Source organism: Actinomadura sp. WMMA1423, from assembly GCF_006547145.1.
GTDB lineage: Bacteria > Actinomycetota > Actinomycetes > Streptosporangiales > Streptosporangiaceae > Spirillospora.
Genome location: NZ_CP041244.1, coordinates 3,459,717 through 3,482,020, shown reverse-complemented (window position 1 = coordinate 3,482,020; position 22,304 = coordinate 3,459,717). Strand labels below are relative to the sequence as shown.

At 73.1% G+C, this 22,304-nt stretch carries 14 protein-coding genes; 5 read left to right on the top strand and 9 right to left on the bottom strand.

Annotated features, from left to right (window positions below):
- Positions 1-5: 5 nt before the first annotated feature.
- Genes FKD65_RS16090 through FKD65_RS16080 form a run of 3 tightly spaced genes read right to left on the bottom strand, consistent with a single transcriptional unit; the run spans position 6 to position 3,525 of the window.
- A complete protein-coding gene (locus FKD65_RS16090; protein ID WP_141578276.1) occupies positions 6-869 on the bottom strand; it encodes a sulfotransferase domain-containing protein in 864 nt (287 codons plus the stop codon).
- Positions 866-2,092: a hypothetical protein gene (locus FKD65_RS16085; protein WP_141578275.1), complete on the bottom strand. Its 1,227-nt coding sequence runs from the start codon at positions 2,090-2,092 to the stop codon at positions 866-868. Before FKD65_RS16085 ends, FKD65_RS16090 begins: the two co-directional genes overlap by 4 nt.
- Positions 2,089-3,525, bottom strand: a complete 1,437-nt coding sequence (locus FKD65_RS16080; protein WP_240810173.1) for a hypothetical protein — start codon at positions 3,523-3,525, stop codon at positions 2,089-2,091. Before FKD65_RS16080 ends, FKD65_RS16085 begins: the two co-directional genes overlap by 4 nt.
- 397 nt (positions 3,526-3,922) lie before the next feature.
- Here FKD65_RS16080 and FKD65_RS16075 point away from each other — a divergent pair, with 397 nt between their 5' ends.
- Complete coding sequence (locus tag FKD65_RS16075; protein ID WP_141578274.1) at positions 3,923-6,763, top strand: PKD domain-containing protein; 2,841 nt, start codon at positions 3,923-3,925, stop codon at positions 6,761-6,763.
- A gap of 321 nt (positions 6,764-7,084) precedes the next feature.
- On the opposite strand, the gene FKD65_RS16070 is transcribed toward FKD65_RS16075, so the two are convergent.
- From FKD65_RS16070 to FKD65_RS16045, 6 genes are all read right to left on the bottom strand, one after another.
- Positions 7,085-8,686 (bottom strand): DNRLRE domain-containing protein, encoded by a 1,602-nt coding sequence (locus FKD65_RS16070; RefSeq protein WP_141578273.1) that lies wholly within the window; start codon positions 8,684-8,686, stop codon positions 7,085-7,087.
- A 57-nt stretch (positions 8,687-8,743) separates the two neighbouring features.
- A complete protein-coding gene (locus FKD65_RS16065; RefSeq protein ID WP_141578272.1) occupies positions 8,744-10,015 on the bottom strand; it encodes a hypothetical protein in 1,272 nt (423 codons plus the stop codon).
- An 86-nt stretch (positions 10,016-10,101) separates the two neighbouring features.
- Positions 10,102-10,797, bottom strand: a complete 696-nt coding sequence (locus tag FKD65_RS16060) for a WecB/TagA/CpsF family glycosyltransferase (protein WP_240810172.1) — start codon at positions 10,795-10,797, stop codon at positions 10,102-10,104.
- A 14-nt stretch (positions 10,798-10,811) separates the two neighbouring features.
- Entirely contained in the window at positions 10,812-11,861 is a 1,050-nt protein-coding gene (locus FKD65_RS16055; RefSeq protein WP_141578270.1) for a sulfite exporter TauE/SafE family protein, read from the bottom strand.
- A gap of 101 nt (positions 11,862-11,962) precedes the next feature.
- Positions 11,963-13,432, bottom strand: coding sequence for an adenylyl-sulfate kinase (cysC, locus tag FKD65_RS16050; protein ID WP_141578269.1), 1,470 nt, complete (start codon positions 13,430-13,432; stop codon positions 11,963-11,965).
- 129 nt (positions 13,433-13,561) lie between these two features.
- Complete coding sequence (locus FKD65_RS16045) at positions 13,562-14,290, bottom strand: bifunctional 2-polyprenyl-6-hydroxyphenol methylase/3-demethylubiquinol 3-O-methyltransferase UbiG (RefSeq protein WP_141578268.1); 729 nt, start codon at positions 14,288-14,290, stop codon at positions 13,562-13,564.
- A 231-nt stretch (positions 14,291-14,521) separates the two neighbouring features.
- On the opposite strand from FKD65_RS16045, the gene mfd reads away from it, so the two are divergent.
- From mfd to FKD65_RS16025, 4 genes are all read left to right on the top strand, one after another.
- Complete coding sequence (gene mfd, locus FKD65_RS16040) at positions 14,522-18,100, top strand: transcription-repair coupling factor (RefSeq protein ID WP_141578267.1); 3,579 nt, start codon at positions 14,522-14,524, stop codon at positions 18,098-18,100.
- Positions 18,101-18,141: 41 nt separating this feature from the next.
- Positions 18,142-18,798 carry a hypothetical protein gene (locus FKD65_RS16035; protein ID WP_141578266.1) on the top strand — a complete coding sequence of 219 codons (657 nt, stop codon included), beginning with the start codon at positions 18,142-18,144 and terminating at the stop codon, positions 18,796-18,798.
- Between the two features lie 5 nt (positions 18,799-18,803).
- Positions 18,804-19,784: a MazG family protein gene (locus FKD65_RS16030; RefSeq protein ID WP_141578265.1), complete on the top strand. Its 981-nt coding sequence runs from the start codon at positions 18,804-18,806 to the stop codon at positions 19,782-19,784.
- 70 nt (positions 19,785-19,854) lie between these two features.
- On the top strand, positions 19,855-22,293 hold the full coding sequence (locus tag FKD65_RS16025; RefSeq protein ID WP_168221061.1) for a penicillin-binding protein: 2,439 nt from the start codon (positions 19,855-19,857) through the stop codon (positions 22,291-22,293).
- Positions 22,294-22,304: the final 11 nt, after the last annotated feature.

Genomic DNA, 22,304 nt, shown 5'->3' with positions numbered 1-22,304 from the left:
CCGCCTCATCGCCGCCAGGCGGGTTCGGCGCCGAGCAGCGCGGCGAGCTTGTCGTCCCAGGGGGCGTAGTACTCGGCCAGGCGCCGCTGGAGGTGGTCCGGCAGCGGTGACCCCGGCCGCGCGTTGTGCCGCTCGAAGGCCGCGGGCCGCCACGGCGGCAGCCCCAGGAACTCCAGGATGGAGTCGAAGCAGGGCTCGGGCTCGCCGAAGAAGTCCTCCGCGTACCGCACGAGCACCCGGTCGCGCCCGAAGAGGGCGAACAGCCGCTCGATCTGGTCGGCGTAGTGGCCGCGGTCCAGGTAGGAGTGGTGCCGGTGGGCGTGGCTCACGTGGCCGGGGTCGGCCTTGATCTTCTCGACCTCCCCGGCGAGCCGCTCGGGTTCGAGGTCCAGGGCCCGCTCGAACGGCTCGGTCTCGAAGCCCCGCGCGAGTTCGTGCTTGTGGGCCGAGTAGGCCCGCACCACCGGGTCGCGGAGCAGGACGAGGAGCTTCACCCCGGGCAGGTCCCGGGCGATCCGCTCGGGGGCCAGCGGGTGGTGCATGTAGTAGCCGGCGGACTCGAACGCCTGCGGGACGGCGCCCTCCGCGCGGCGCTCGGCGAGCGCGCGGACCGGGAAGTGCCCCCGGTACCAGGCGAGGCCGCGCGGGTAGTTGACGTCGAAGTAGTGCACGCCCTTGTGGAAGTTCGGCTGGACGGTCGCCGGGTGCGCGGCCAGGGCCCGGAACAGCGAGGTGGTGCCGCCGCGCTGCGTGCCGACCATGAGGAAGTCCGGCAGCATCCGGGTGCCGGAGGTCAGCCGTCCTCCTGCCCGGGTCGCGGCCCGTCCCGCCTCCTTGACCCACTGGGGGGCGTCGCGGCGTGAGATCACGGAGTTCCTCCGGGGGTCGGTTCCGGCTGGTCGGCGTGCAGGAGCGCGAGCAACCGCTCGGTGTCGGCGCGCAGCGGCCCGCCGATCGGTTCCTGGGCGGCCAGCAGGTAGCGGCGGCACAGCTCCAGCAGGTAGAGCCGGACGGTCGCCTCTGCGGCGGGGCCGGTGAGCCCGAGCGGCCCCAGAAGGGCGGCGGCGCCGTCCGGCCAGGTCGCGTAGGGCGGCTCGGACGCCGTGCGCATCGCTTCCTGGAGCCGGTAGTGCAGCAGGTCGAACCCGGCCGGGACGCCGCGCGAGAAGCGCTCCCAGTCCCACAGGCGCAGCACGCCGCGGTGCCAGGCCATGTTCCAGGGCGTCCAGTCGCCGTGCCAGGCGCCGAAGTCGAGGACCAGGTCGCCGTGCGCCTTGCCGACGCGCTCGACGACCTCGCCGAAGCGGTCGCGCTGGCGCTCGTCGAGGACCAGGCCGGGGCTCGCGGCCATCTCCTCCCAGTAGGCGCTGCCGCGCAGCGGTGCCCGTTCGACGCCGCCGACCTCGAACAGCGTCCGCATCTGGGCGAGTGGGGCCTGCTCGCGCCGGCGCAGGCCGAGGGCACCGGTCGGGAGGGGTTCGAGGACGAGCAGGTCCAGCTCGCGCCACGTCCCGTGGTGGAGGAGCCGGGGGACGTGCAGGCCCTCGGGTGAGCCGGGACCGGCCAGGCGTTCGCCCAGGTAGGACAGGGCGGCGGCCTCGCCGGCGAGCAGCCCGCGGGCCGTGCCGGTGTCGCCGATCTTGACGAACGCCACGGCCTCGCCGCGCGGGGAGAGCGCGTGCAGGATCGGCTTGCGGTTGGCGCGGGCGCTCCCGAGCCCCACGCTGACCACGACCGGCCGGCCGAGCAGCTCCGACAGCCGGTCCTCGATGCTGGGGCCGCCGCCGGTGACGCGGAGCCGGTCGCGCAGCGTCCGCTCCGGCAGCCCTGTGCGCACCGCCGCCGCCGTCAGCCCGCGGGAGGCGCGCTGCTTCAGGCCGAGGTCGTGGCTGTAGCGGCGCAGCGCGGCCGCTGCGGCGCGCGGCATCCCCGCCGGGACGAGCAGGCGCGGGCGCCTCGCGTCCGGCAGGAACGCCAGCTCGCGGCGCGCGCCCTCGGACCGGCCCGGCGGCACGGCCTCGACCCGCGCGTCCGGCCACAGGTCCTCGACCGCCCTGATCCACGCGGCCCGCGTCTCATCCGGCCCGCTCACTGCGCCGCCTCGGCGGGGAGCCGGTCCTCGTCCGGGACCTGCTCCTCGGCGGGGACCCGGGACCGGACGCGCGGGCGCGCCTCGGTGCGGGCGTCGCGGCTCGCCCGCCACATCAGCCCCACAGCGATCATCACCGTGTACAGCGGTACCTCCACCATGTCGTAAGTGATCATGAACAGGCCGCAGGCGATCAGGACGGAGCAGCCCGCCAGGGAGTACGCGCCGCGCTCACTGCAGTGCCTCAGGAACCGGACGGCGAAGAACGCGCAGAACGCGATCGTCCCCACGATGCCGTTGGCGAACAGCAGCAGCCACAGATGGCCCTGCGTGCCGAGCGGCGGCGAGCCGCACGCCTTGCAGCCGATCTTGTCGCCCCCGGAGACCTGGCCGAGGTCGCCCTGGACGTTGCGCGTGGAGCCGAACCCGACCAGCGGGGAACCGGTCAGGGCGCTGCGGGTGGTCTCCTCGGCCAGCAGCGTGCGGCGGTTGTTGCTGTGGGGGTTGTCGAGGCGGTCCTGGACGAGGCCGGGCAGCGGCGACAGCGCCACGACGATCGCGCCCGCCGCGGCCATCCCGGCCGTCCAGGCGATCACGCGGGGCCCGCCCACCTGGAGCAGCTTCACGACGCCGAACAGGCCGATCGCGCCGAGGGCCCCCCACAGTCCGCGGTTCAGCGAGTACACGACCGGCCAAAGCGACGCGACGAGGACGGCCAGCCCGAACACGCGGCGCCGCATGCCGGCGCGGACGATCCAGGTCAGCAGGAAGTACGGCAGGAAGAACGCGTAGGCCGAGCCCCAGGTGTTGGCGTAGGCGAACGGCGCCATCGGCCGGGACTGCTCGAATCCGAGGATCGACTCGATGTCGGCGACCTTCGGGTGGACGATGTCGCGGACGAAGGAGTTGGAGGTCAGCCCGTGCGGCAGCACCATCTCCACCGGCGAGGTGAGCTGGATCGAGGGGAAGAAGGAACCGACCAGCCCGCCGACGGCCGTCACGATGAACATGTAGCCGAGGAGCCTGCCGACCTTGCCCGAGGGCAGCTCCCGCTCGCTCATGTTGCCGACGTAGAGCAGCACGATGGTGGAGGACAGGTACCACGCGAGCCGGTAGCCGTACACCAGCAGGCGGCTGAACCCGCCGCCCGGCTCGGCGAGGGGCGCGTCGGCCCAGAGCACGAGCACGCCCAGCACGACCCACAGCAGGAAGAACAGCCACGCTCCGAAGCCGCTGGGCGCTACGAGCGTGCCGCGCCGCCGCCACAGCGTCATGGCCATGGGGACGCTGATGACCAGCAGGACGACGTTCGCCAGGCCGAGCAGCCACCAGACGGGGAAGCCGAGCAGCGCGACGCTGAGCGCCCACCCCGGCCGCAGGCGCCAGGGCAGCAGCCGCGGCGGTGCGAGAGGGGTGCCTCCCGCGATCCCTCGCATCCCCGACAATCCCGCTCCGTTTCCCCTGGGACGCGCCTCGGACCGCGGACCGTGCCGTCCGGACCCGGAGGCACGCCGCCCCTGGTGGTGGACGTCCCGCCTCTTACCAGGGAGGACAGCGGACGGTGGCCATGTCCGGCCACTCGGTCCGGTCCTCCGGAGAGGCCCGGCGAGCGTCCTTCCGAGGTGCGCAGCGTACCCCGCGAGGCGCGATGGGCGTGCCCCATGGGCCTCGTCCGGCGCTCCGCGGTCAACGGACCGCAATGGTGTTCGGTGGAAATACCGAAAAGTTACTGATCAAACGGTAGTTCGGGCGGCTCGCTGGCTACGATTGCGCGGCGCCGTGTGCCTCATCTGAGAGCACGGTGGCTTACTTCTATTCTGCACGGAGGGGTCGATGGGCAGACGCAGGTGGGGGGCTCTGGCCGCGGGGGCCGCGCTCGCGCTGGGGACGCTTACGGGGAGCCTGGCCGCGGGCACCCCGGCGCGGGCGGACCAGAGGGGATCCGAACCCGGGCACGGGAAGGTCGTCAACGCCGACCCGGCGAACTACACGCCGAACGTGCTGGACGGCGAGGTCAAGTCGATCATCAAGATCGGCGGCAAGATCTATGTCGGCGGCTCGTTCACCCAGGTGAAGGAGCCCGGGGCCAACAAGCCGACGCTGGTCCGCAACCGGATGTTCGCCTTCGACGCCGCCACCGGCGCCGTCGACCCGGACTTCGCGCCCAACCTCGACAAGGGCGAGGCCAGCGCGCTGCTGCCCGCCCCCGACGGTCAGTCGATCTACGTCGGCGGAAGCTTCGGCTACATCAACGGCGTCCGGCACTTCGTGCTCGCCAGGATCAACGCCCAGACCGGCGCCCCCATCGCCGCGTTCAACCCGCAGCTCGACGCCAAGGTCCGCGACCTGCGGATGGCGGGCGGCCGGCTGTACGTCGGCGGCACCTTCGCGACGGTCGGCGGCGCCGCGCGGGCGGCCCTCGCCGCGCTCGACCCCCAGACGGGGGCCCGCGACGACTTCGTGGACCTGAACATCGCCGGCACCCAGACCGGCGACGGCGTCACCCAGATCTACAAGATGGACGTCAGCCCCGACGGCTCCAAGCTCGTCGGCGTCGGCAACTTCAACTCGGTCGCGGGCAGCACCCGCCGGCAGATCGTCATGGTGGACCTCTCCGGCCAGTCCGCCCAGCTCGCGAACTGGGACACCGTCCGCTACGCCGACCAGTGCTCGCAGTCGTTCGACACCTACATGCGCGACGTGGAGTTCTCTCCGGACGGCGGGTACTTCGTGGTGACGACCACCGGCGCCTACGGCGGCTCCGCGAAGCTGTGCGACACCCAGGCCCGCTGGGAGAGCGCCACCACCGGCGGCGGCCAGCAGCCGACCTGGGTGAACTACACCGGGGGCGACACCACCTACGCCGTGGAGATCACTGACACGGCCGTCTACACCGGCGGCCACTTCCGGTGGGCGAACAACCCGTTCGCCGGCGACAGCCCCGGCCAGGGCGCCGTCGGCCGCGAGGGCATCGTCGCGCTCGACCCGGTCAGCGGCCTGCCGTTCAGCTGGAACCCGGGCCGTGACAAGGGCGTCGGCGTGTTCGACATGCTGGCCACCGACGAGGGCCTGTGGATCGGCAGCGACACCGACAACGTCGGCGGCGAGTTCCACCAGAAGCTCGCGCTGTTCCCGGTCGCGGGCGGCGCGACCATCCCCGCCTACAGCACCGGCGAGCTGCCCGGGAACGTCTACTCCGGCGGCGGCACCGGCCTCGGGGCCGTCAACTACCTGCGGCACCGCTCGTTCGACGGCACCACCACCGGCGCCGTGGTCAACGACGACACCGCGGGCGTCGACTGGCGGACCGCGCGCGGCGCCTTCATGGTCAACGGCGAGCTCTTCTACGGCTCGTCCGACGGCCTGTTCCGGCGCCGCTCGTTCGACGGCACCGCGCTCGGCGCGGCCACCACGATCAACACCGCCGACCAGCTCACCAACATGACGACCTGGCACTCCCAGGTGCCGAACATCACCGGGATGTTCTTCGCCAAGGGCCGGATCTACTACACGCGCGGGCAGTCCTCGCTCTACTACCGGACGTTCAACCCGGAGAGCAACGTCGTCGGCGCGCAGGAGTCGGTCGCCGTCGGCAACCTGCCGGGCATGAGCTGGAGCTCCGTGGGCGGCATGTTCGTCAACGGAGGCAACCTGTACTACGTGAACAGCGGCAACGGCCGGCTCTACCGGGTCGCGTTCTCGGCGGCGGGCGTGCCGTCCGGGTCGTCGACCGAGGTCAGCACCGCCGACTGGCGCGGCCGGACGGTGTTCCTCTTCGCGGGGACGCCGAACCAGCCGCCGAGCGCCGCGTTCACCGCCGACTGCGACGCGCTCGACTGCGCGTTCAACGCGACGGGCTCGTCCGACTCCGACGGTTCCATCGCCTCCTACGAGTGGGACTTCGGCGACGGCCAGAACGGCACCGGCGCCACGCCGCAGCACGCGTTCGGCGCGGCCGGGAACTACACGGTGAAGCTGACGGTGACCGACGACCGCGGCGGCAAGGGCACCAAGTCCCAGGAGGTGACGGTCGCCCCGAACCAGGCGAACATCGGCTACCGGGGCGGCTCGGGCGGCAACGGCAACGTCACCACGGCCTCGGCCCAGGTGCCGCCGGCGGTCCAGCCCGGTGACGGCATGCTGCTGATGCTGACGTTCAACAGCAGCGACGCGACGCTGACGACCCCGCCGTCCGGCTGGACGCAGGTCGGCACGCAGGCGGCGGGCACCGCGACGTCCGTCGTCTGGAAGCGCGTGGCCCAGGCCGGAGACGCCGGCTCACAGGTCGCCATCGGGCTCAGCGCCTACACCAAGGCCGACATCCGGCTGCTCGCCTACGAGGGCACCAACGCCACCGACCCGGTGGCGGCGGTGGCCAAGACCGGCGACCCCGGCTCCGTCACCGACCACACCAGCCCGTCCGCGCAGGTGGACGCCGCCGGATCGTGGGCGGTCACGTACTGGGCCGACAAGTCGTCCAGCACCACGTCCTGGACGGCCCCGGCCGGGGTGGAGACCCGCGGCACCGGGATCGGCTCGGGCAGCGGCCGGATCACGGCCCTGGTGGGCGACAGCAACGGCACGGTCGCCACCGGCACCTACGGTGGCAAGACGGCGACGACCGACGCCGCCAGCCGCGCCGCGATGTGGACCATCATCCTGGCCCGCAAGTAGCAAGCACCACCGCACGCGCGACGCCCCCCACCGGTCTCCGGCGGGGGGCGTCGTGCGTCGCGTGAAAGAGGCCTCCGGGAGACGGGCGCCCTCTTCCCCGGAGTCCGGAACACCCCGCCCGGCAACGCTCCCTAGCCGGGCCTAGAGTGCGTGTCTCGAAGGCCCTAGCCACGCGCGCGAACGCGTGACCTGGCCGGTGGAGCGAAGCCGGAGGCGAGCGGAGCCGGGCAGATCGCGAAGCGATGCCGCGTTCGCCCAGGAACGGTCACGTAGCGAGCCGCTAGGCGAGCGGAGTGGGCCGGGACTGAGTAAACACGACCGTCAGCAGAAGTCGCTCCAGGCCTGGCGGCTCTGCGAGTCGAGCAGGCGGAAGTCGCCGGTGCTCCAGTCGAGGTCGAAGTAGGCGACCCAGAGGGCGTTCCGCTTGGCGAGGTAGGCGTTCGTGGCGCGGAGCCACGCGGCGCGCTTGTCGCCGTTGTCGCCCGCGACGAGGTAGCTGCCGGTCTCGGCGATGCCGAACGGGAGGTTCTCGCCCTTGCTGGTGGCGACGACGCGGTCGTACATGGTGGCCGGGTCGTCGTAGCGGCCCTTCTTCCAGCCGAGGTTGTAGACGTCCCAGCCGAGGACCTGGATCACGTCGCGGCCCGGGTAGTAGTCGCGCCAGTCGCGCTTGGACAGCGGGTCGAGGCTCCAGCCCATCAGGACGAGGGTGGCGTGGAGGCGCGGGTTGCCCGCCTTGTCGGCGAGGGACCGGAGCCGCCGCCACGCGGCGCGGTAGTCGGCGGCGGTGAACTCGCCCGCGGCGATGTTGTCCTCGGGCTCGTGGTAGAAGACCCAGTAGAGGTCGCGGTCGCGGGGGGCGGTGGCGAACCAGCGGGTCATCGCCTGGTCGTACCTGCCGGCGAGCACGTCCTTGGGCGCCAGCTTGAACGAGATGATCGGCGGGCGCTTCCCGGTGTCGGGCTTGCCGGGCCACGCGGGCGGGACGCCCTGGTAGAACAGGCGGACCGTCTCCAGGCCGCCGTACGCGGCGTCCATGCGGGAGAGGGCCTTCTGGAACGTCTCACCCGGCTTGAGCTCCAGGGAGAGCCCGCAGAGCGTCCGGCCGCCGCCCGGGGACGTCCGGGGGGTCTTCACCGGCTGCGGGGCCTCCCAGGTCGGTTCCGCCCCGGGCGCGGGAAGCGCCGTGCCGGACGTCTCCGGAGACCTGCTCGGCCTCGGCGCGGGCGCGCCGGGACGGGTCCGCAGGACGAGGCGCGGCCCGTCGCCGGCCTCCCTGGAGCGCAGCGAGACCGCCGTCCGGCGGCCCTGGCCGGTGATGGCGAACGCGTAGTGGCCGGGGCCGGTCACCAGCTCGCCGACGTCGAAGGACACCTTCCCCGAGTTCGCGGGGGCGGTCGCCACGACGGGCCCGGCGACCGGGCGGTTGGCCCAGGACGTGCCGGACTCCGTCCAGGCGCCGGGCAGCGAGCGCAGCTCGACGCGCCGCGGCCGGTTCTCCAGCCGGTCGAACGTCATCTCCACGCGGGCCGAGGCGACCGCCGGGGTGCCGCGCGGCACGTCGAAGGCGACGTAGGCCTCGGTGTGCCAGCCGGGCCACGCCGAGGCGGTGATCTTCGGGGCGTCGCCGAACGCCGTGCCGGGCATCTCGCGCACCACGTAGGTGTCGGCCGCGGCGGGGACGACGGCGCGCCCGTTCGCGGCGGCCGTGCGGGCGTTGTGGGTCGTGCCGCTCCCCGACAGGACGATCGCGCCCGCGGAGCTGCCCACGACCAGCAGGGTGCCCGCGGTGGCGAAGTAGAGGAACGAGCGCGACCCGCGGCGCCGGCGCGGCGGCCCGCCCGGCGGTACGGGCAGCGAGCGGCGCGCGTCGGGCCGGTGATGGCCGCCCGAGAACACCTCGCGCTGTTCGTGCTGGGCCACCGGCCCGCCCCCTCCCCGCAGAGTCGCCCCGCTCCTATCTCACCACGAGTCGCCCGCTCAGCCGGCGGGGAACATTCCGAGACGGCCGTGGTACTCGTGGCCGAGCTGGTCGGTGTCGCTGCCGACGAGCAGCCCCTTCGGGTGGGCGACCAGCGTCTCGACACCGTGGCCGAGCGTCCGCGTGGGGTTCCACGCCAGCGCCTTGCCGGTCTTGGGGTCGATCGCGGCGATGCCCGGGCGCGACACGGCGCCGGGACCGGCGGAGTCGTGTCCGTAGGGGTTGTTCAGCCAGCGCTGGTGCCCGCCCACGTAGACGGCGGAACCGGTCACTGAGGTGGACAGCAGCGTGTCGCCGCCCGTCCAGTTGACCCAGGTCGGCTTCTGCCCCGAGCCGGTGCGGGTCGACTCCCATCGGGCGGCCGAGTCGCAGAGCTGGCTCTGGCCGTAGGGGCCGCCGGTGGTGACGACCACGAAGTACTTGCCGTCGGGTGAGAAGTCCATGCCGCGCATGTAGGTGTCGAACGCGGCGAGGTTGCAGGGCGTGGCGTACCGCTCGGTCGCCCACGTCGACAGCTTCGCGGTGCCCTTGCCCAGGTTGATCATCGCGATCTGGACCCGGCGCTGGCCGTTCACGCGGGTGAACGTCCCGTTGATCACCATGCGGGTGTCGGTGGGGTCGACCGCCATCCGGTACACCTTGAGGTCGCCCGCCCGGGGGTCGGTGACGGTGAAGTTGAACCCGGCGTCGGCCACGCCCGTGAGCCTGTCGACCCGCGCGAGCGCGGTGCGCGTCTTGCCGCCCGCCTTGGTGAAGGACCCGCCGATGTAGAGCCGGGAGCCGCGCACCACCATGGTGTTGACCCGGTAGTTCACGTTCGGCTTGAAGCCGCCGTGGACCTTGTTGGTCGAGATCTTGAGCGCGGTCACCGTGCCGGTCTTGACCCCGTTGACGCTGGTGAACGTCCCGGCCGCGTAGATCCAGTCGCCGGAGCCGGGCTGCAGCGCGTGGACGGTCCCGTTGACCTTCGGGACGAACGCCGTGCTGATCTTCCCGTTCCGCATGTCGTAGGCGAAGAGGTTGTGCCGCTTGAGCGTCTTCTTGCCGCTGCCTGCCTCGCGGACCTCATCGAAGTTCCCGCCGACGACGACCCAGTTCCCCACGACCGTGATGGCGCGGACGGTGCCGTCCAGCACGTGCGGGGTGTTGTTCACCGGGTTGGCGGAGACCACCTTCGGCTGGGCGATGTCGGCGGCGGCCGTGCCCGCGGCGGCGGGGACGGCGAGCGCCGCGAGCGCGACGGCCGTGAGGCGGGCGATGGTTGGGCGCATGAAGGTTCTCCGGAGTAAGGCCGGGAGTCTGATGAGATTGTCCTACCACATTGGTGTCAAGGGGGTAGGGATTCCGGTGGAGTGCGTTATGAGAGCGATGCGGCGCTACCGGCGGGCGCCTTTCCGTGGCGCAGGCGATGGTAGAGGACGCGGGCGAGATAGGCGCCCAGTTCGACGGTGTAGCGGCGCCAGAGGCGGCGCGGTTCGCGCGCCAGGCGGTACAGGAAACCGACGCGCAACCTCAGGACCCAGGCGGGGTAGTAGTCGCGTCGTTCGGCGAGGTGTTCGAAATAGGCGCCGCACGTGATGATGACCGGCGCGGTGAGGCGGTCGCGGTACTCGGTGACGAACCGCTGCTGGAGCGGCGTCCCGAGGCCGACGTGCAGGATGTCGGGGGCCGCGTCGTTGATCTCCGCGACGAGGCGCTCGGCGGTCTGCGCGGGGATGCGGCCCTCGCCGTCGGCCCAGTGGCCGTGCAGGGTGCCCGCGATCTCCAGGCCCGGGTACCAGGCGGTGACGTTCGCGGCGGCGGCCTCGGCGACGCCGGGCGCGTTGCCGAACAGGAAGACGCGCCACCCCTCCTCGGCGGGCTGGCCGAACAGGTCGTCGGTGAGGTCGTCGTTGGCCATCCGGCCGGGGACGGGGCGGCCGAAGACCTTCGCGGCCAGCACGACGCCCCAGCCGTCCGGGAGGTCGAGGTCGAAGCCGTTCATCAGGTCGCGGAGCGCCGGGTCCTTCTGCGCCTTGAGGACGTAGTCGGGGTTGGCGAACGTGACCGTCAACTTAGACCGCTCTTTTACGGCCGCCGCCATGAAGGACCGGAACTGCGCGACGTCCGCGCGGCTGACCCGTACGCCGAGGACGTCCACGGTGTCGTGGGGCCATCGTTGGTCCACGTCTCGCTCTGCTCTCCTGAAGCGCCGGCGATGCCGGGGGAAACGGCCTGGGAGGGCAGCGTATCCCGGTTCGGGGCGGTGCGGCCGCGCAGGACGAGCCACACGGCGGCCGCGCCGGCGGTGAGGGCGGTCATGGTCCACGCGAGAGGGGCGGGGGCGACGCCGAGCATCTTCAGGGACGAGGCGACCAGCACGAGCGTCAGCACGCGCCGGATCAGGGCGCTCGGGGCGCGGGAGGAGATCCGGGAACCGAGGTACACGCCGGGGATCGAGCCGGCGAGCAGGGCCGCGGTGACCTCCATGCGGAAGTCGCCGAACAGCAGGTGGCCGATGGCGGCCGCGAAGACCAGCGGGACGGCCTGGAGCAGGTCGGTGCCGACGAGCTGGTTGGCCTTGAGCGTCGGGTAGAGGGCGAGCAGCGCGACGATGATGAGGGAGCCGGAGCCGACCGAGGTGACGCCGACGACGAGGCCGCCGACGACGCCGATCAGGACGGTCGGGAGCGGGCGGACGGTGATCTCCGGGGATCGGCCGCCGTCGTCCCCGGCGGTCCCGGAGCGCCCCCGGTAGGCGAGGTAGCCGCGCAGCACGAGGCCGGCGGCCGCGATCATCAGGGCGGCGCCCATCGCCTTCGCGATGACGTTCTCGACGGAATGGCCCTGGCCGAGCGCGCGGGCCAGCAGGACGCCGGAGAACGCGGCGGGCACCGAGCCGGCGCACAGCCAGCCCACCAGCCGCATGTTGATCGTGCCCTGCCGGTAGTGGACGGCGCTGCCCACGGGCTTCATCACGGCGGCGGCGACCAGGTCGCTGGAGACGGCTGCGAGCGGGCTCACCCCGAAGAAGGTCACGAGCATGGGCGTCATCAGGGCGCCCCCGCCCATGCCGGTCAGCCCCACGATGATGGCGACGAGGAACGAGCCGAGCGCCATCGTCCAATCGAAGTCCATCGGCATGACCTACCTGCCATGTAGGAAATATAGTCAACACGATAGGCGACACCCCCCAGATCAGGTAAGTCAGGGTGGGGAGGGACGGATGGGGCGGGGTGCTATTCCGGCCGCACCCAGCCGCCGTCGACCAGCAGGCCGAGGACCCGGGCGACCGCCTCGTCCGGCGTCAGCCGGGAGGTGTCGAGCGTCAGGTCGGCGTCGTCCGGCTCCTCGTAGGGGTCGGAGATCCCGGTGAACTCGGGGATCTGGCCGGCGCGGGCCTTGGCGTACAGGCCCTTGCGGTCGCGGCGCTCGCACTCCTCCAGCGGCGTCGCCACGTGCACGAGGATGAAGTCGCCCACGGCGGACACCATGCGCCGCACCTCGGCGCGCGTGGCCGCGTAGGGGGCGATGGGGGCGCAGATGGCGGTGCCGCCGTGCCGGGTGATCTCCGCGGCGACGAAGCCGATGCGGCGGATGTTGAGATCGCGGTCGGCGCGGGAGAACGTGAGGCCCGCCGACAGCATCCGCCGGACGACGTCGCCGTCCAGGAGCGTGACCGTCCGGCCGCCGCGCTCCACCAGCGCGTCGGCCAGGGCGCGCGCGACCGTCGACTTCCCGGAGCCGGACAGGCCGGTGAAGAGGACGGTGATGCCGCGCGAGCGCTTCGGGGGCCGGGCCAGCGCCAGCTCGGCGGCGACGGCGGGCGGGGTGAACCAGTCGGGGACGGGCTCGCCCGCGTCGAGCAGCTCGTTCAGCCGCTCGGGGGTCAGCTCCGCCTGGACGTGGTCGGGCTCGATGCGCGCGACGGGCCGCCAGACCTCCACGTCGGCGTCGTAGGCCCACGGTTCCGGCACCACGAGCGGGATGGCGGTGTCCTCCATCTCCCGCTCGGCGAGCAGGTGGGTGGCGCCGTAGGCGGCCGCGACGTGCGCTTGGAGCAGGACGTCGCGCTCCCGCTCGCCGCGCGCGGGCAGCGGCACGGGGATGATCTGGGCGCCCTCCGGAAGCTCCTTGCGCACGCCCAGCAGCGCCCGGACGAGGGACTCGTCGTGCTCACCGCCCAGCAGCGGCAGGACCAGCACCTTCGCGGCGAGCCGCTCGGCGACCTGGCGGAGCTGGCCGAGCTGCTTGCGGTGCAGGGGCTCGCGGGTGGCCACCGCGAGGACGTCGCCCTCGAAGGCGTCCAGCTCGTCGGGGCGGCGGCGCAGGCGGTGGAACGGTCCGTGCGCCGGGGCGCGCAGGGCCTCCACCGGCCCGGCAAGCCGCCACGCCTGGGTGGTCGGGTCCTGCCACGCCTCGCCGACCTCCAGCACCGCGAGCGGCACGCCCTCGGGGTCCTGGAGGACGACCCGCTCCTGGCCGGTCAGCTCCTTGGGGACCGTGAGGGTGACCGGGACCGGCCACGGGGTGCCGTCCGCGAGCCGCCCCCCGGCGATCACCATGGCGGTGTCGAACGAGCCGAGGAAGCCCGCCAGCGGGCGGTACACCCCCGCGAGCACCAGTTCGAGGTCGGCGAGCTCGACCGGGTCCGGGGTCCAGGCGGGCAGGTCGCGCAGCGTGTCGGGAAGGCCGGCTTCGACGGTCACCGCGATCTCCGATCCCGCCCGGCGGGAGGGCCGGGCTCATCCGTGTCGAGCAGGGACTACGCAGGAAAAATACTGCCCGGCCGGACCGCGCGCACGTCCGCCCCGGGCCGGGCGGCTCCTCACCTCCGGTCAGATGACCCGCGCGAACCGGTTCTCGGGCTTGCGGATGACGAAGGTGACGTCGCTGTGGTCCGCGGTGAGCCGGCCCCGGCCGGCCGCCGCCACGAGCCCGCACAGCAGGTCGGCGAGGCCGGTTCCGGCCCCGAGGGCGTCGAGCGACCGCCGGGAGGTGTACTCCTCGGCGATGACCAGCCCCCGCATGACGCAGTACCAGCGCATGCCCGCGAGGGACGCGACCCGGTCGTAGACCGCCGGCGGCGGGCTCGTCCGGGCCGCGGGGCGGCGCCGGAGGCCGGACGGGCGCGGGCGGCGGGGGAGCGTGCGGTCCAGGAACCCGAACGCGGTGTCGCGGTCGCGCAGGTGCACCAGCAGCATGCCGCCGGGCTTGAGCGCGGCGACGAACCGGTCGAGCACCAGCTCGGCGTGCGGGACGCGGTCGATCAGGTACGGGGCGTGGACGATGTCGAAGGCGCGCGGCGGCAGCGGGACGGTGCGCAGGTCGCCGAGGTGCCAGGAGTCGAGGTCGGGCCGCTCGCGGGTGTGGGCGCGCAGCTCCGGGGACTCCAGGTCGACCCCGGTGACCTCGCGTTCGCGGTCGCCGAGGTCCAGCCCCGTCCCCCAGCCGCAGCCCGCTTCGAGGATGTGGATCCGCTGCAGGGGCTTCTCTAGGGCGTACTGGCGGGCGCGTTCCGAGAAGAGATCGCCGTCGTTGACCGGCGACGTACGCAGATCGGTCACAATCTCGCAGCGTAATCGCCCGGCTGCGCTCCGTCCGCTATTTGCCGCCACTTGGCGGCCCCCGTGTCGCCCGCGCACGCGCTCCGAACGGGGCCTCGGCGCCGCATGAACGGGGGCGGCCGGGGCCGCGTACCCTGGTACGCGGTACCGGGGTCCTCTGAGATTCCGGCTTTTCGGGCTGCCCTGCCTCGGGGTGAACGGCGAAATTGCGGGCGAGTAAACGGGCGAACTATGACGCTTTCTGGACTTGTTGACCTTGCGTGCACCGATCCCGGTCTGCGGCACGCGCTCACGCGGGCGCGTACGGACACCGAGATCGTGGCGCCCCCGGCCCTGTGGCCGGTGCTGGCCGCCGCGCTGAGCCGCCGCCTCGGCGAGGACGGCGGGGGCGTCGTGCTCGCGGTGACCGCGACCGGCCGCGAGGCCGAGGACCTGACCGCCGCGCTGTCGAGCCTGCTCGCCCCCGACCGCGTCGCGCACTTCCCGGCGTGGGAGACGCTGCCGCACGAGAAGCTGTCGCCGCGCTCGGACACGGTGGGCCAGCGGCTCGCGGTGCTGCGCCGCCTCGTCCACCCGGGCGCGGGCGGCCCGCCCGGCGAGGACGGCTCGGCCAAGGGCGGCGCGCTGGACGTCGTGGTGACGCCGATCCGCGCGGTGCTGCAGCCGATCGTGTCCGGGCTCGCGGACCTGGAGCCGGTGCGGCTCGCCTCCGGCGAGGACGCCGACATGGACGAGACGGTCCGGAGCCTGGTGGAGGCCGGATACCACCGCGTCGACCTGGTGGAGAAGCGCGGCGAGATCGCGGTGCGCGGCGGGATCCTCGACGTGTTCCCCCCGACCGAGGAGCACCCGCTCCGGGTGGAGTTCTGGGGCGACACCGTCGAGGAGATCCGCTACTTCAAGGCCGCCGACCAGCGGTCCCTGGAGGTCGCGCAGGCCGGGTTGTGGGCGCCGCCGTGCCGCGAGCTTCCGCTGACGGAGAAGGTGCGCGAGCGCGCCAGGCTCCTCGCGCGGGAGCACCCGGCCCTGGAGGAGGTCCTCGGGCGGATCGCCGACGGCGACAGCGTCGAGGGCATGGAGGCGTTCTCGCCCGTCCTCGCCGAGAGCATGGAACTGCTGACCGACCTCCTGCCGGACGGGTCGGCGCTGCTGGTCTGCGAGCCGGAGCGCATCCGCACCCGCTCGGTCGAGATGGTCCGCACGAGCCAGGAGTTCCTGGAGGCGAGCTGGGTCAACGCGGCCGCCGGTGGAGAGGCGCCGATCGACCTCGGCGCCGCCGCCTTCCGGTCCCTGGAGGAGGTCCGCGAGCACAGTGCGGAGCTGGGCCTGCCGAGGTGGAGCGTGACCGCGCTGAGCCCGCTGGCGGCGGCCGGCGCGGAGGGCGGGCTCACCGGCGGCGAGCCTCCGGGCGGCGGCGTGGAGGCGCTGAGCCTCGGCGTGCAGCCGGCGGAGGCGTACCGCGGTGACACCTCCCGCGTCGTCGGAGACTTGAAGGGCTGGACCGACGGCGGCTGGCGCGTCGTCCTGGTCACCGCGGGCCATGGCCCCGCCGAGCGGCTCGTCCAGCTCGCCCGGGAGGAGGGCGTCGGCGCTCGCCTCGCCGACGTCGCCGGGGCGCCCGACCCCTCGGTGGTGACCGTCACGACCGGGCTGCTGGACCACGGGTTCGTCTGGGAGTCGGTCAAGCTCGCGGTGCTGACCGAGACCGACCTGTCGGGGCAGAAGTCGTCCACCCGCGACATGCGGCGCATGCCGTCGCGGCGGCGCGGCGGAATCGACCCGCTCCAGCTCAAGCAGGGCGACTACGTCGTGCACGAGCAGCACGGCGTCGGGCGCTACGTGGAGATGGTCAGCCGGACGGTGCAGGGCGCCACCCGCGAGTACCTGATCCTGGAGTACGCCAAGAGCGACCGGCTGTTCGTCCCGACCGACCAGCTGGAGGAGCTCACCCGCTACGTCGGCGGGGAGGCGCCCAGCCTGCACCGCCTCGGCGGCGCCGACTGGCAGAAGGCCAAGTCCCGCGCCCGCAAGGCGGTCAAGCAGATCGCCGGGGAGCTGATCCGGCTCTACTCGGCGCGGATGGCGAGCCCCGGCCACGCGTTCGCGCCCGACACCCCGTGGCAGCGGGAGCTGGAGGACGCGTTCCCCTACAACGAGACGCCCGACCAGCTCGCCGCCATCGACGAGGTGAAGGGCGACATGGAGCGGCCCGTCCCGATGGACCGGCTGATCTGCGGCGACGTCGGCTACGGCAAGACCGAGATCGCCGTGCGGGCGGCGTTCAAGGCCGTCCAGGACGGGCGGCAGGTCGCCGTGCTCGTGCCGACGACGCTGCTGGTGCAGCAGCACCTGTCGACGTTCGCAGAGCGGTTCGCGGCGTTCCCCGTCGTGGTGAAGCCGATCAGCCGGTTCCAGTCCGACAAGCAGATCGAGGAGACGCTGCGCGGCCTCTCGGAGGGCTCGGTGGACGTCGTGGTCGGCACCCACCGGATCCTGTCGTCGCAGACCCGGTTCAAGGACCTCGGCCTGGTGGTCATCGACGAGGAGCAGCGGTTCGGCGTCGAGCACAAGGAGGAGCTGAAGCGGCTCCGGACGCAGGTCGACGTGCTCGCCATGTCCGCGACGCCGATCCCGCGGACGCTGGAGATGGGCCTCACCGGCATCCGCGAGATGTCGACGATCCTCACCCCGCCCGAGGAGCGCCACCCCGTCCTGACGTTCGTCGGCCCGTACGAGGAGAAGCAGATCGCCGCGGCGGTCAGGCGCGAGCTGCTGCGCGAGGGCCAGGTGTTCTTCGTGCACAACCGCGTCCGGTCCATCAACAAGGTGGCGGCGAACCTGGCGCGGCTCGTCCCGGAGGCGCGGATCGCGGTCGCGCACGGCCAGATGAACGAGAACGAGCTTGAGAAGGTCATGGTCGACTTCTGGGAGAAGAACTACGACGTCCTCGTCGCGACCACGATCGTGGAGTCCGGGCTGGACGTCCCGAACGCCAACACCCTCATCGTCGACCGCGCCGACATGTACGGGCTGTCGCAGCTCCACCAGCTGCGCGGGCGCGTCGGGCGCGGCCGCGAGCGGGCCTACGCCTACTTCCTCTACCAGCCGGAGCAGCCGCTCACCGAGACCGCGCACGAGCGGCTCGCGACGCTGGCGCAGCACACCGAGGTCGGCGCCGGCATGTACGTCGCGATGAAGGACCTGGAGATCCGCGGCGCGGGCAACATCCTCGGCGCCGAGCAGTCCGGGCACGTCGCGGGCGTCGGGTTCGACCTGTACGTCCGGATGGTCGGCGAGGCGGTGCGGGAGCTGAAGGAGGGCGGCGGCGAGCCCGAGGCCGTCGAGACGAAGGTCGAGCTGCCCGTCGACGCGCACCTGCCGCACGAGTACGTGCCGGGCGAGCGGCTCCGGCTGGACGCCTACCGGCGGATCGCCGCGATCACGTCCGAGGACGAGATCGGCGCCGTGCACGAGGAGCTGAAGGACCGGTTCGGGCCGCTGCCCGTCCCGGTGCTGAACCTGCTGGAGGTCGCCCGCTTCCGGGCCAAGGCCCGCAGGGCGGGGCTGACCGACGTCACCCTGCAGGGCAACTTCGTCAAGTTCATGCCCGTGCACCTGCCCGACTCCAAGCAGGTGCGGCTGCAGCGCCTGTACCCGAAGAGCATCCTGAAGCCGGCGACCGACACCCTGCTCGTGCCCGCGCCGAAGACGGCGCCGCTCGGCGGCCGGCCGCTGCGCGACCAGGAGCTGCTGAAGTGGGCGACCGACCTGGTGGACGGGCTGTTCCTGGAGTCCGCGGCCCGCCGATAGGCTGGGCGCCGGCCCGATCAAGCGACGAGACGAGGAAATCCGTGCCTGGTAAGTCCGTGAAGGCGGCGCTGGCGGCCGTGCTGGCGGCCGCCGCGCTGGCCGGCTGCGGCGGCTCCCCGAAGGTCGGCACCGCCGCACTCGTCGGCGACGACCGCATCACCGTCAGCACGCTCAGCCAGACCGTCCGCGACTGGCGCGAGCAGTTCCGCGCGGACCCGGCTGCCAACGAGATGCGCTCGAACCCCTCGGGCCAGGCGCCGCAGCTCGCGGCCGACTCCGCGTCCGACCTGCAGGGCGCGCTCACCCTGCTGATCAACTTCAGGGTCGCCGACAGGGCCGCGGAGCGGGCGGGTGTCGAGGTCACCGGCGGGCAGGTCGACGGCGCCCTGCAGGCCCTGGACCACCAGGGCGGGGCCAAGTCGATCACGCTGGCGAGCGGGCTGCCCCGCACGCACGCCCGCGACCTCGCGCGGCTCGTGGCGACGCAGCTCGCCGTCATGCAGCGCTACGGCGCCGACCTGGACAACCGGCTGAGCCCGGCGACCCAGCAGGCGGGCCGGCAGTGGAACGAGCTGTTCCAGCGCACCGCCGCCGGGATGCACATCAAGGTCAACCCGCGCTACGGGCACTACGACCCCGCGAAGTTCGAGGTCGCCCCGATCGTCTACCGGCTGTCCAGCCCCGATTCGGGTATCTGAGGCGCATGAGCCTCACCCTGCTCGCGACGACGCACCGCGTCGCGCCGGGCCTGCTGACGTGGCGGGCCTGGGACGCGCTCCGGTCGGCGGACGCCGTCCGCCTCCAGGACGGGCACCCGCTGCTGCCCGCGCTCCTCGACGCCGGCGTCGTCCCGGACCTCGTGGACGCTCCCGACCCGGCCCTGCTGGTGGCCGACGCCCGCGGCGCCGACGTGCTGTGGGTGGCCGGTCCGGAGGGCGACGAGGATCTGATGCGCGAGATCGGCGCCCTCGTCGTCGACGACCCGCTGGACGTCGAGGTGCTGCACGGCTCCTACGACCTGCCCGGCGCACGGCTGCTCGACCTCGTCTCGGTGATGGACACGCTGCGCCGCGAATGCCCGTGGGACCGCAAGCAGACGCACGCCACCCTCGTCCCGTACCTGCTGGAGGAGGCCTACGAGGTCCTCGACACCGTCGAGCAGGGCGACTACGGCGCGCTCCGCGAAGAGCTGGGCGACGTGCTGATGCAGGTGGCGTTCCACGCGGTGGTGGCCGCCGAGCGCGACGACGGGACCGCCTTCACGATCGACGACGTGGCGGGCGCGATCGTCGACAAGCTCGTCCGGCGGCACCCGCACGTGTTCGGGGACGTCACGGTCTCCGGCGCCGACGAGGTCAACGCCAACTGGGAGCAGATCAAGGCCGCCGAGCGGGCGGAGAAGAGCGGCGCGGAGGCCTCGGCGCTGGACGGCGTGCCGATGGGCCAGCCCGCGCTGTCGCTGGCGGCGCAGCTGCAGCGCCGCGCCGGGCGCATCGGCGCCCCGGCCGGGCTCGCGGACGGCCTGGCCGGCGAGGCGGGCGCCGACTTCGGCGGGCGGCTGTTCGCGCTGGTCGCCGAGGCGGGTGAGCGGGGTGTGGACGCGGAGGCGGAGTTGCGCGCCGTTTCCCGGGTATTCCGCGAGCGTGTCCGGGCCTGGGAGCGGCGAGAGCCGCGCGACGCCTGAATCGGGGGATAGCGGGCGAAACCCCACCGATGGGGTGGTCCGTACGGGAAGGCGCGTCTACGCTGAGCCCGTGCCGACCGAGGCCGGAAGTGACGCAGGGGACCCCGGGAGGGGAGCCCCGGCGGCGGCGCGCCGCCGCCGGCTGCTCACCTCCTCGACCACCCGCGCCGAGAAGGCCCGGGCGGTGCGCGGGCTCGGCGGCCTGGCGGGCCTGGCCGGCCTGCTCGTGGCTCTCCTGCTCCTGCCGACCGCGTGCACGGCGGGCGTCAGCGCCCGCGACGCCGCGGGGTGGTTCGAGGCGGAGCCGGACGGGCTGTCGACCTCCGGCGTCCCGCAGCGCTCGAAGATCCTCGCCGCGGACGGCACGACCCTCGCCACGTTCTTCTACCAGAACCGGGTCGACGTCCCGCTCAAGAAGATCGCCCCGGTGCTGCGCCAGGCCGTCCTGGCGATCGAGGACAGCCGGTTCTACGAGCACGGCGCCATCGACGCGCAGGGCACCCTGCGGGCGCTCGCCAGCAACCTCAGCAGCGGGCAGGTGACGCAGGGCGGGTCGGGCATCACCCAGCAGTACGTGAAGAACCTGCTGCTCACCCAGGCCGACACCGACGCCCAGCGGCGGGAGGCCCAGGAGGTGTCGGCCGCCCGCAAGATCCGCGAGCTGAAGTACGCGGTGGCGCTGGAGAAGAGGTTCAGCAAGGACGAGATCCTGCGCCGCTACCTCAACATCGCCTACTTCGGCGACGGCGCCTACGGCGTGGAGACGGCGTCCCGCCACTACTTCTCCAAGCACGCCTCCGAGCTGACCCTGTCCGAGGCCGCGCTCCTCGCCGGCGTCGTCCGCTACCCCTACGCCTACGACCCGATCCGGCATCCCGGCGCGGCCCGGCAGCGCCGCGACACCGTCCTGACCCGGATGGCCCAGCTCGGCTGGATCTCCCAGGCCAGGGCGGACGAGGCCAAGAGCGAGCCCGTCGAGCTGGACGTCGACAAGGTGCGCAGCGGCTGCGTCACCAGCGAGGCCCCGTTCTTCTGCGACTACGTCCAGCGCGAGATCCTCACCGACCCGGTGTTCGGGAAGACGGCGCAGGAGCGCGAGAAGCTGCTCAAACAGGGTGGCCTGACGATCCGCACCACCCTGGACAGGCGGGCGCAGAAGGCCGCGCAGCGCGCCGTCGACCGGCACGTCCCGCCGAAGAACTCCGCGCACAAGGCCGCCGCCGAGGCGATGGTCGAGCCGGGCACGGGCGAGATCAAGGCGATGGTGGTGGACCGCAAGCTCGGATCCGACCGCGAACGCGGCAAGACGTGGATCAACTTCGCCGCCGACGCCAGCCACGGCTCCAGCATCGGCATGCAGGCGGGTTCCACGTTCAAGGCGTTCACGCTGGCCGCGGCGCTCGACGAGGGCCTGCCGTTCGGGACCCGGCTGATGGCGCCGCGCGAGTACACGCCGGTCGGCTACCGCAACTGTGACGGCGACCGCGTCGGCGACCCGTCGGCCTCCCTGCGCAACTCGGCCGACGGCGAGGGCGGCAAGCAGTTCAGCCTCGTCACCGGGACGCACCACTCGGTCAACACGTTCTTCCTGGCCCTGGAGAAGAAGGTCGGCCTCTGCGACACCGTCAAGATGGCCGAACGGCTCGGGATGAAGCAGGCGAACGGCAAGCCGCTGGAGCAGTACCCCTCGTTCACGCTCGGGTTCAACCCCGTCTCGCCGCTGCGGCTGGCGGCGGCCTACGCGGCGTTCGGCGCCCGCGGCCGCTACTGCGAGCCGCTCGCGATCCGGGAGATCCGCGACGCCTCCGGCCACCGGCTGAAGGTCCCCGGCCGGCACTGCGAGCAGGCGGTGGACGAGGGCGTGGCGGACGCCGTCAACTACGTCCTGCGCGGCGTCCTGACCAAGGGCACCGCGCGCGGCATGGGCCTCGGCCGCGACGCCGCCGGCAAGACCGGGACCGTCGACAACTTCTCCGCCGCCTGGTTCGCGGGATACACCCCGGACCTCGCCGCGGCGGTCTGGGTCGGCGACCCCCGCGGCGGCTACAAGCACCCGATGGAGAACCTCTGCATGGACGGCCAGTGCTACGGCGCCGTGTTCGGGGCGACGATCCCGGCGCCGGTCTGGCAGCAGAGCATGCTGGGGGCGCTCTCGCGCACCGATCCGACGTCGTTCCACCGGCCCCCGTCGCACTTCTTCAGCAGGGGCACCGGCGAGGAGCGGCCCAAGGTGCCCGACGTGCGCGGCATGACGCCCGGCGAGGCCGTGGCCAGGCTCCGCGCCGCGGGCTACAGGGCCGTGATCGGCGAGCCGGTGGCCTCCCGCCGGTTCCCGAAGGGGACGGTCGCCGGCATGTCGCCGACGTCGGCCGAGCCCGGCGACACCATCACGCTGCACGTCAGCAAGGGCGAGCGCGGGCCGGACCGGCGGCGCCGGACGGGCGGCGGCCCGCCCACCCCGCCGGTCACCCCGCCGCCCGGCGACCCCTCCCAGCAGGCTCCCGCCTGACCTGCGCCGAC

Bases quoted from the DNA above. Each gene is read 5' to 3' on its own strand.
- FKD65_RS16080 (WP_240810173.1), bottom strand. From the start codon at position 3,525: ATGCGAGGGATCGCGGGAGGCACCCCTCTCGCACCGCCGCGGCTGCTG.
- mfd (WP_141578267.1), top strand. From the start codon at position 14,522: ATGACGCTTTCTGGACTTGTTGACCTTGCGTGCACCGATCCCGGTCTG.
- FKD65_RS16055 (WP_141578270.1), bottom strand. From the start codon at position 11,861: ATGGACTTCGATTGGACGATGGCGCTCGGCTCGTTCCTCGTCGCCATC.
- FKD65_RS16030 (WP_141578265.1), top strand. From the start codon at position 18,804: ATGAGCCTCACCCTGCTCGCGACGACGCACCGCGTCGCGCCGGGCCTG.
- FKD65_RS16075 (WP_141578274.1), top strand. From the start codon at position 3,923: ATGGGCAGACGCAGGTGGGGGGCTCTGGCCGCGGGGGCCGCGCTCGCG.
- FKD65_RS16065 (WP_141578272.1), bottom strand. From the start codon at position 10,015: ATGCGCCCAACCATCGCCCGCCTCACGGCCGTCGCGCTCGCGGCGCTC.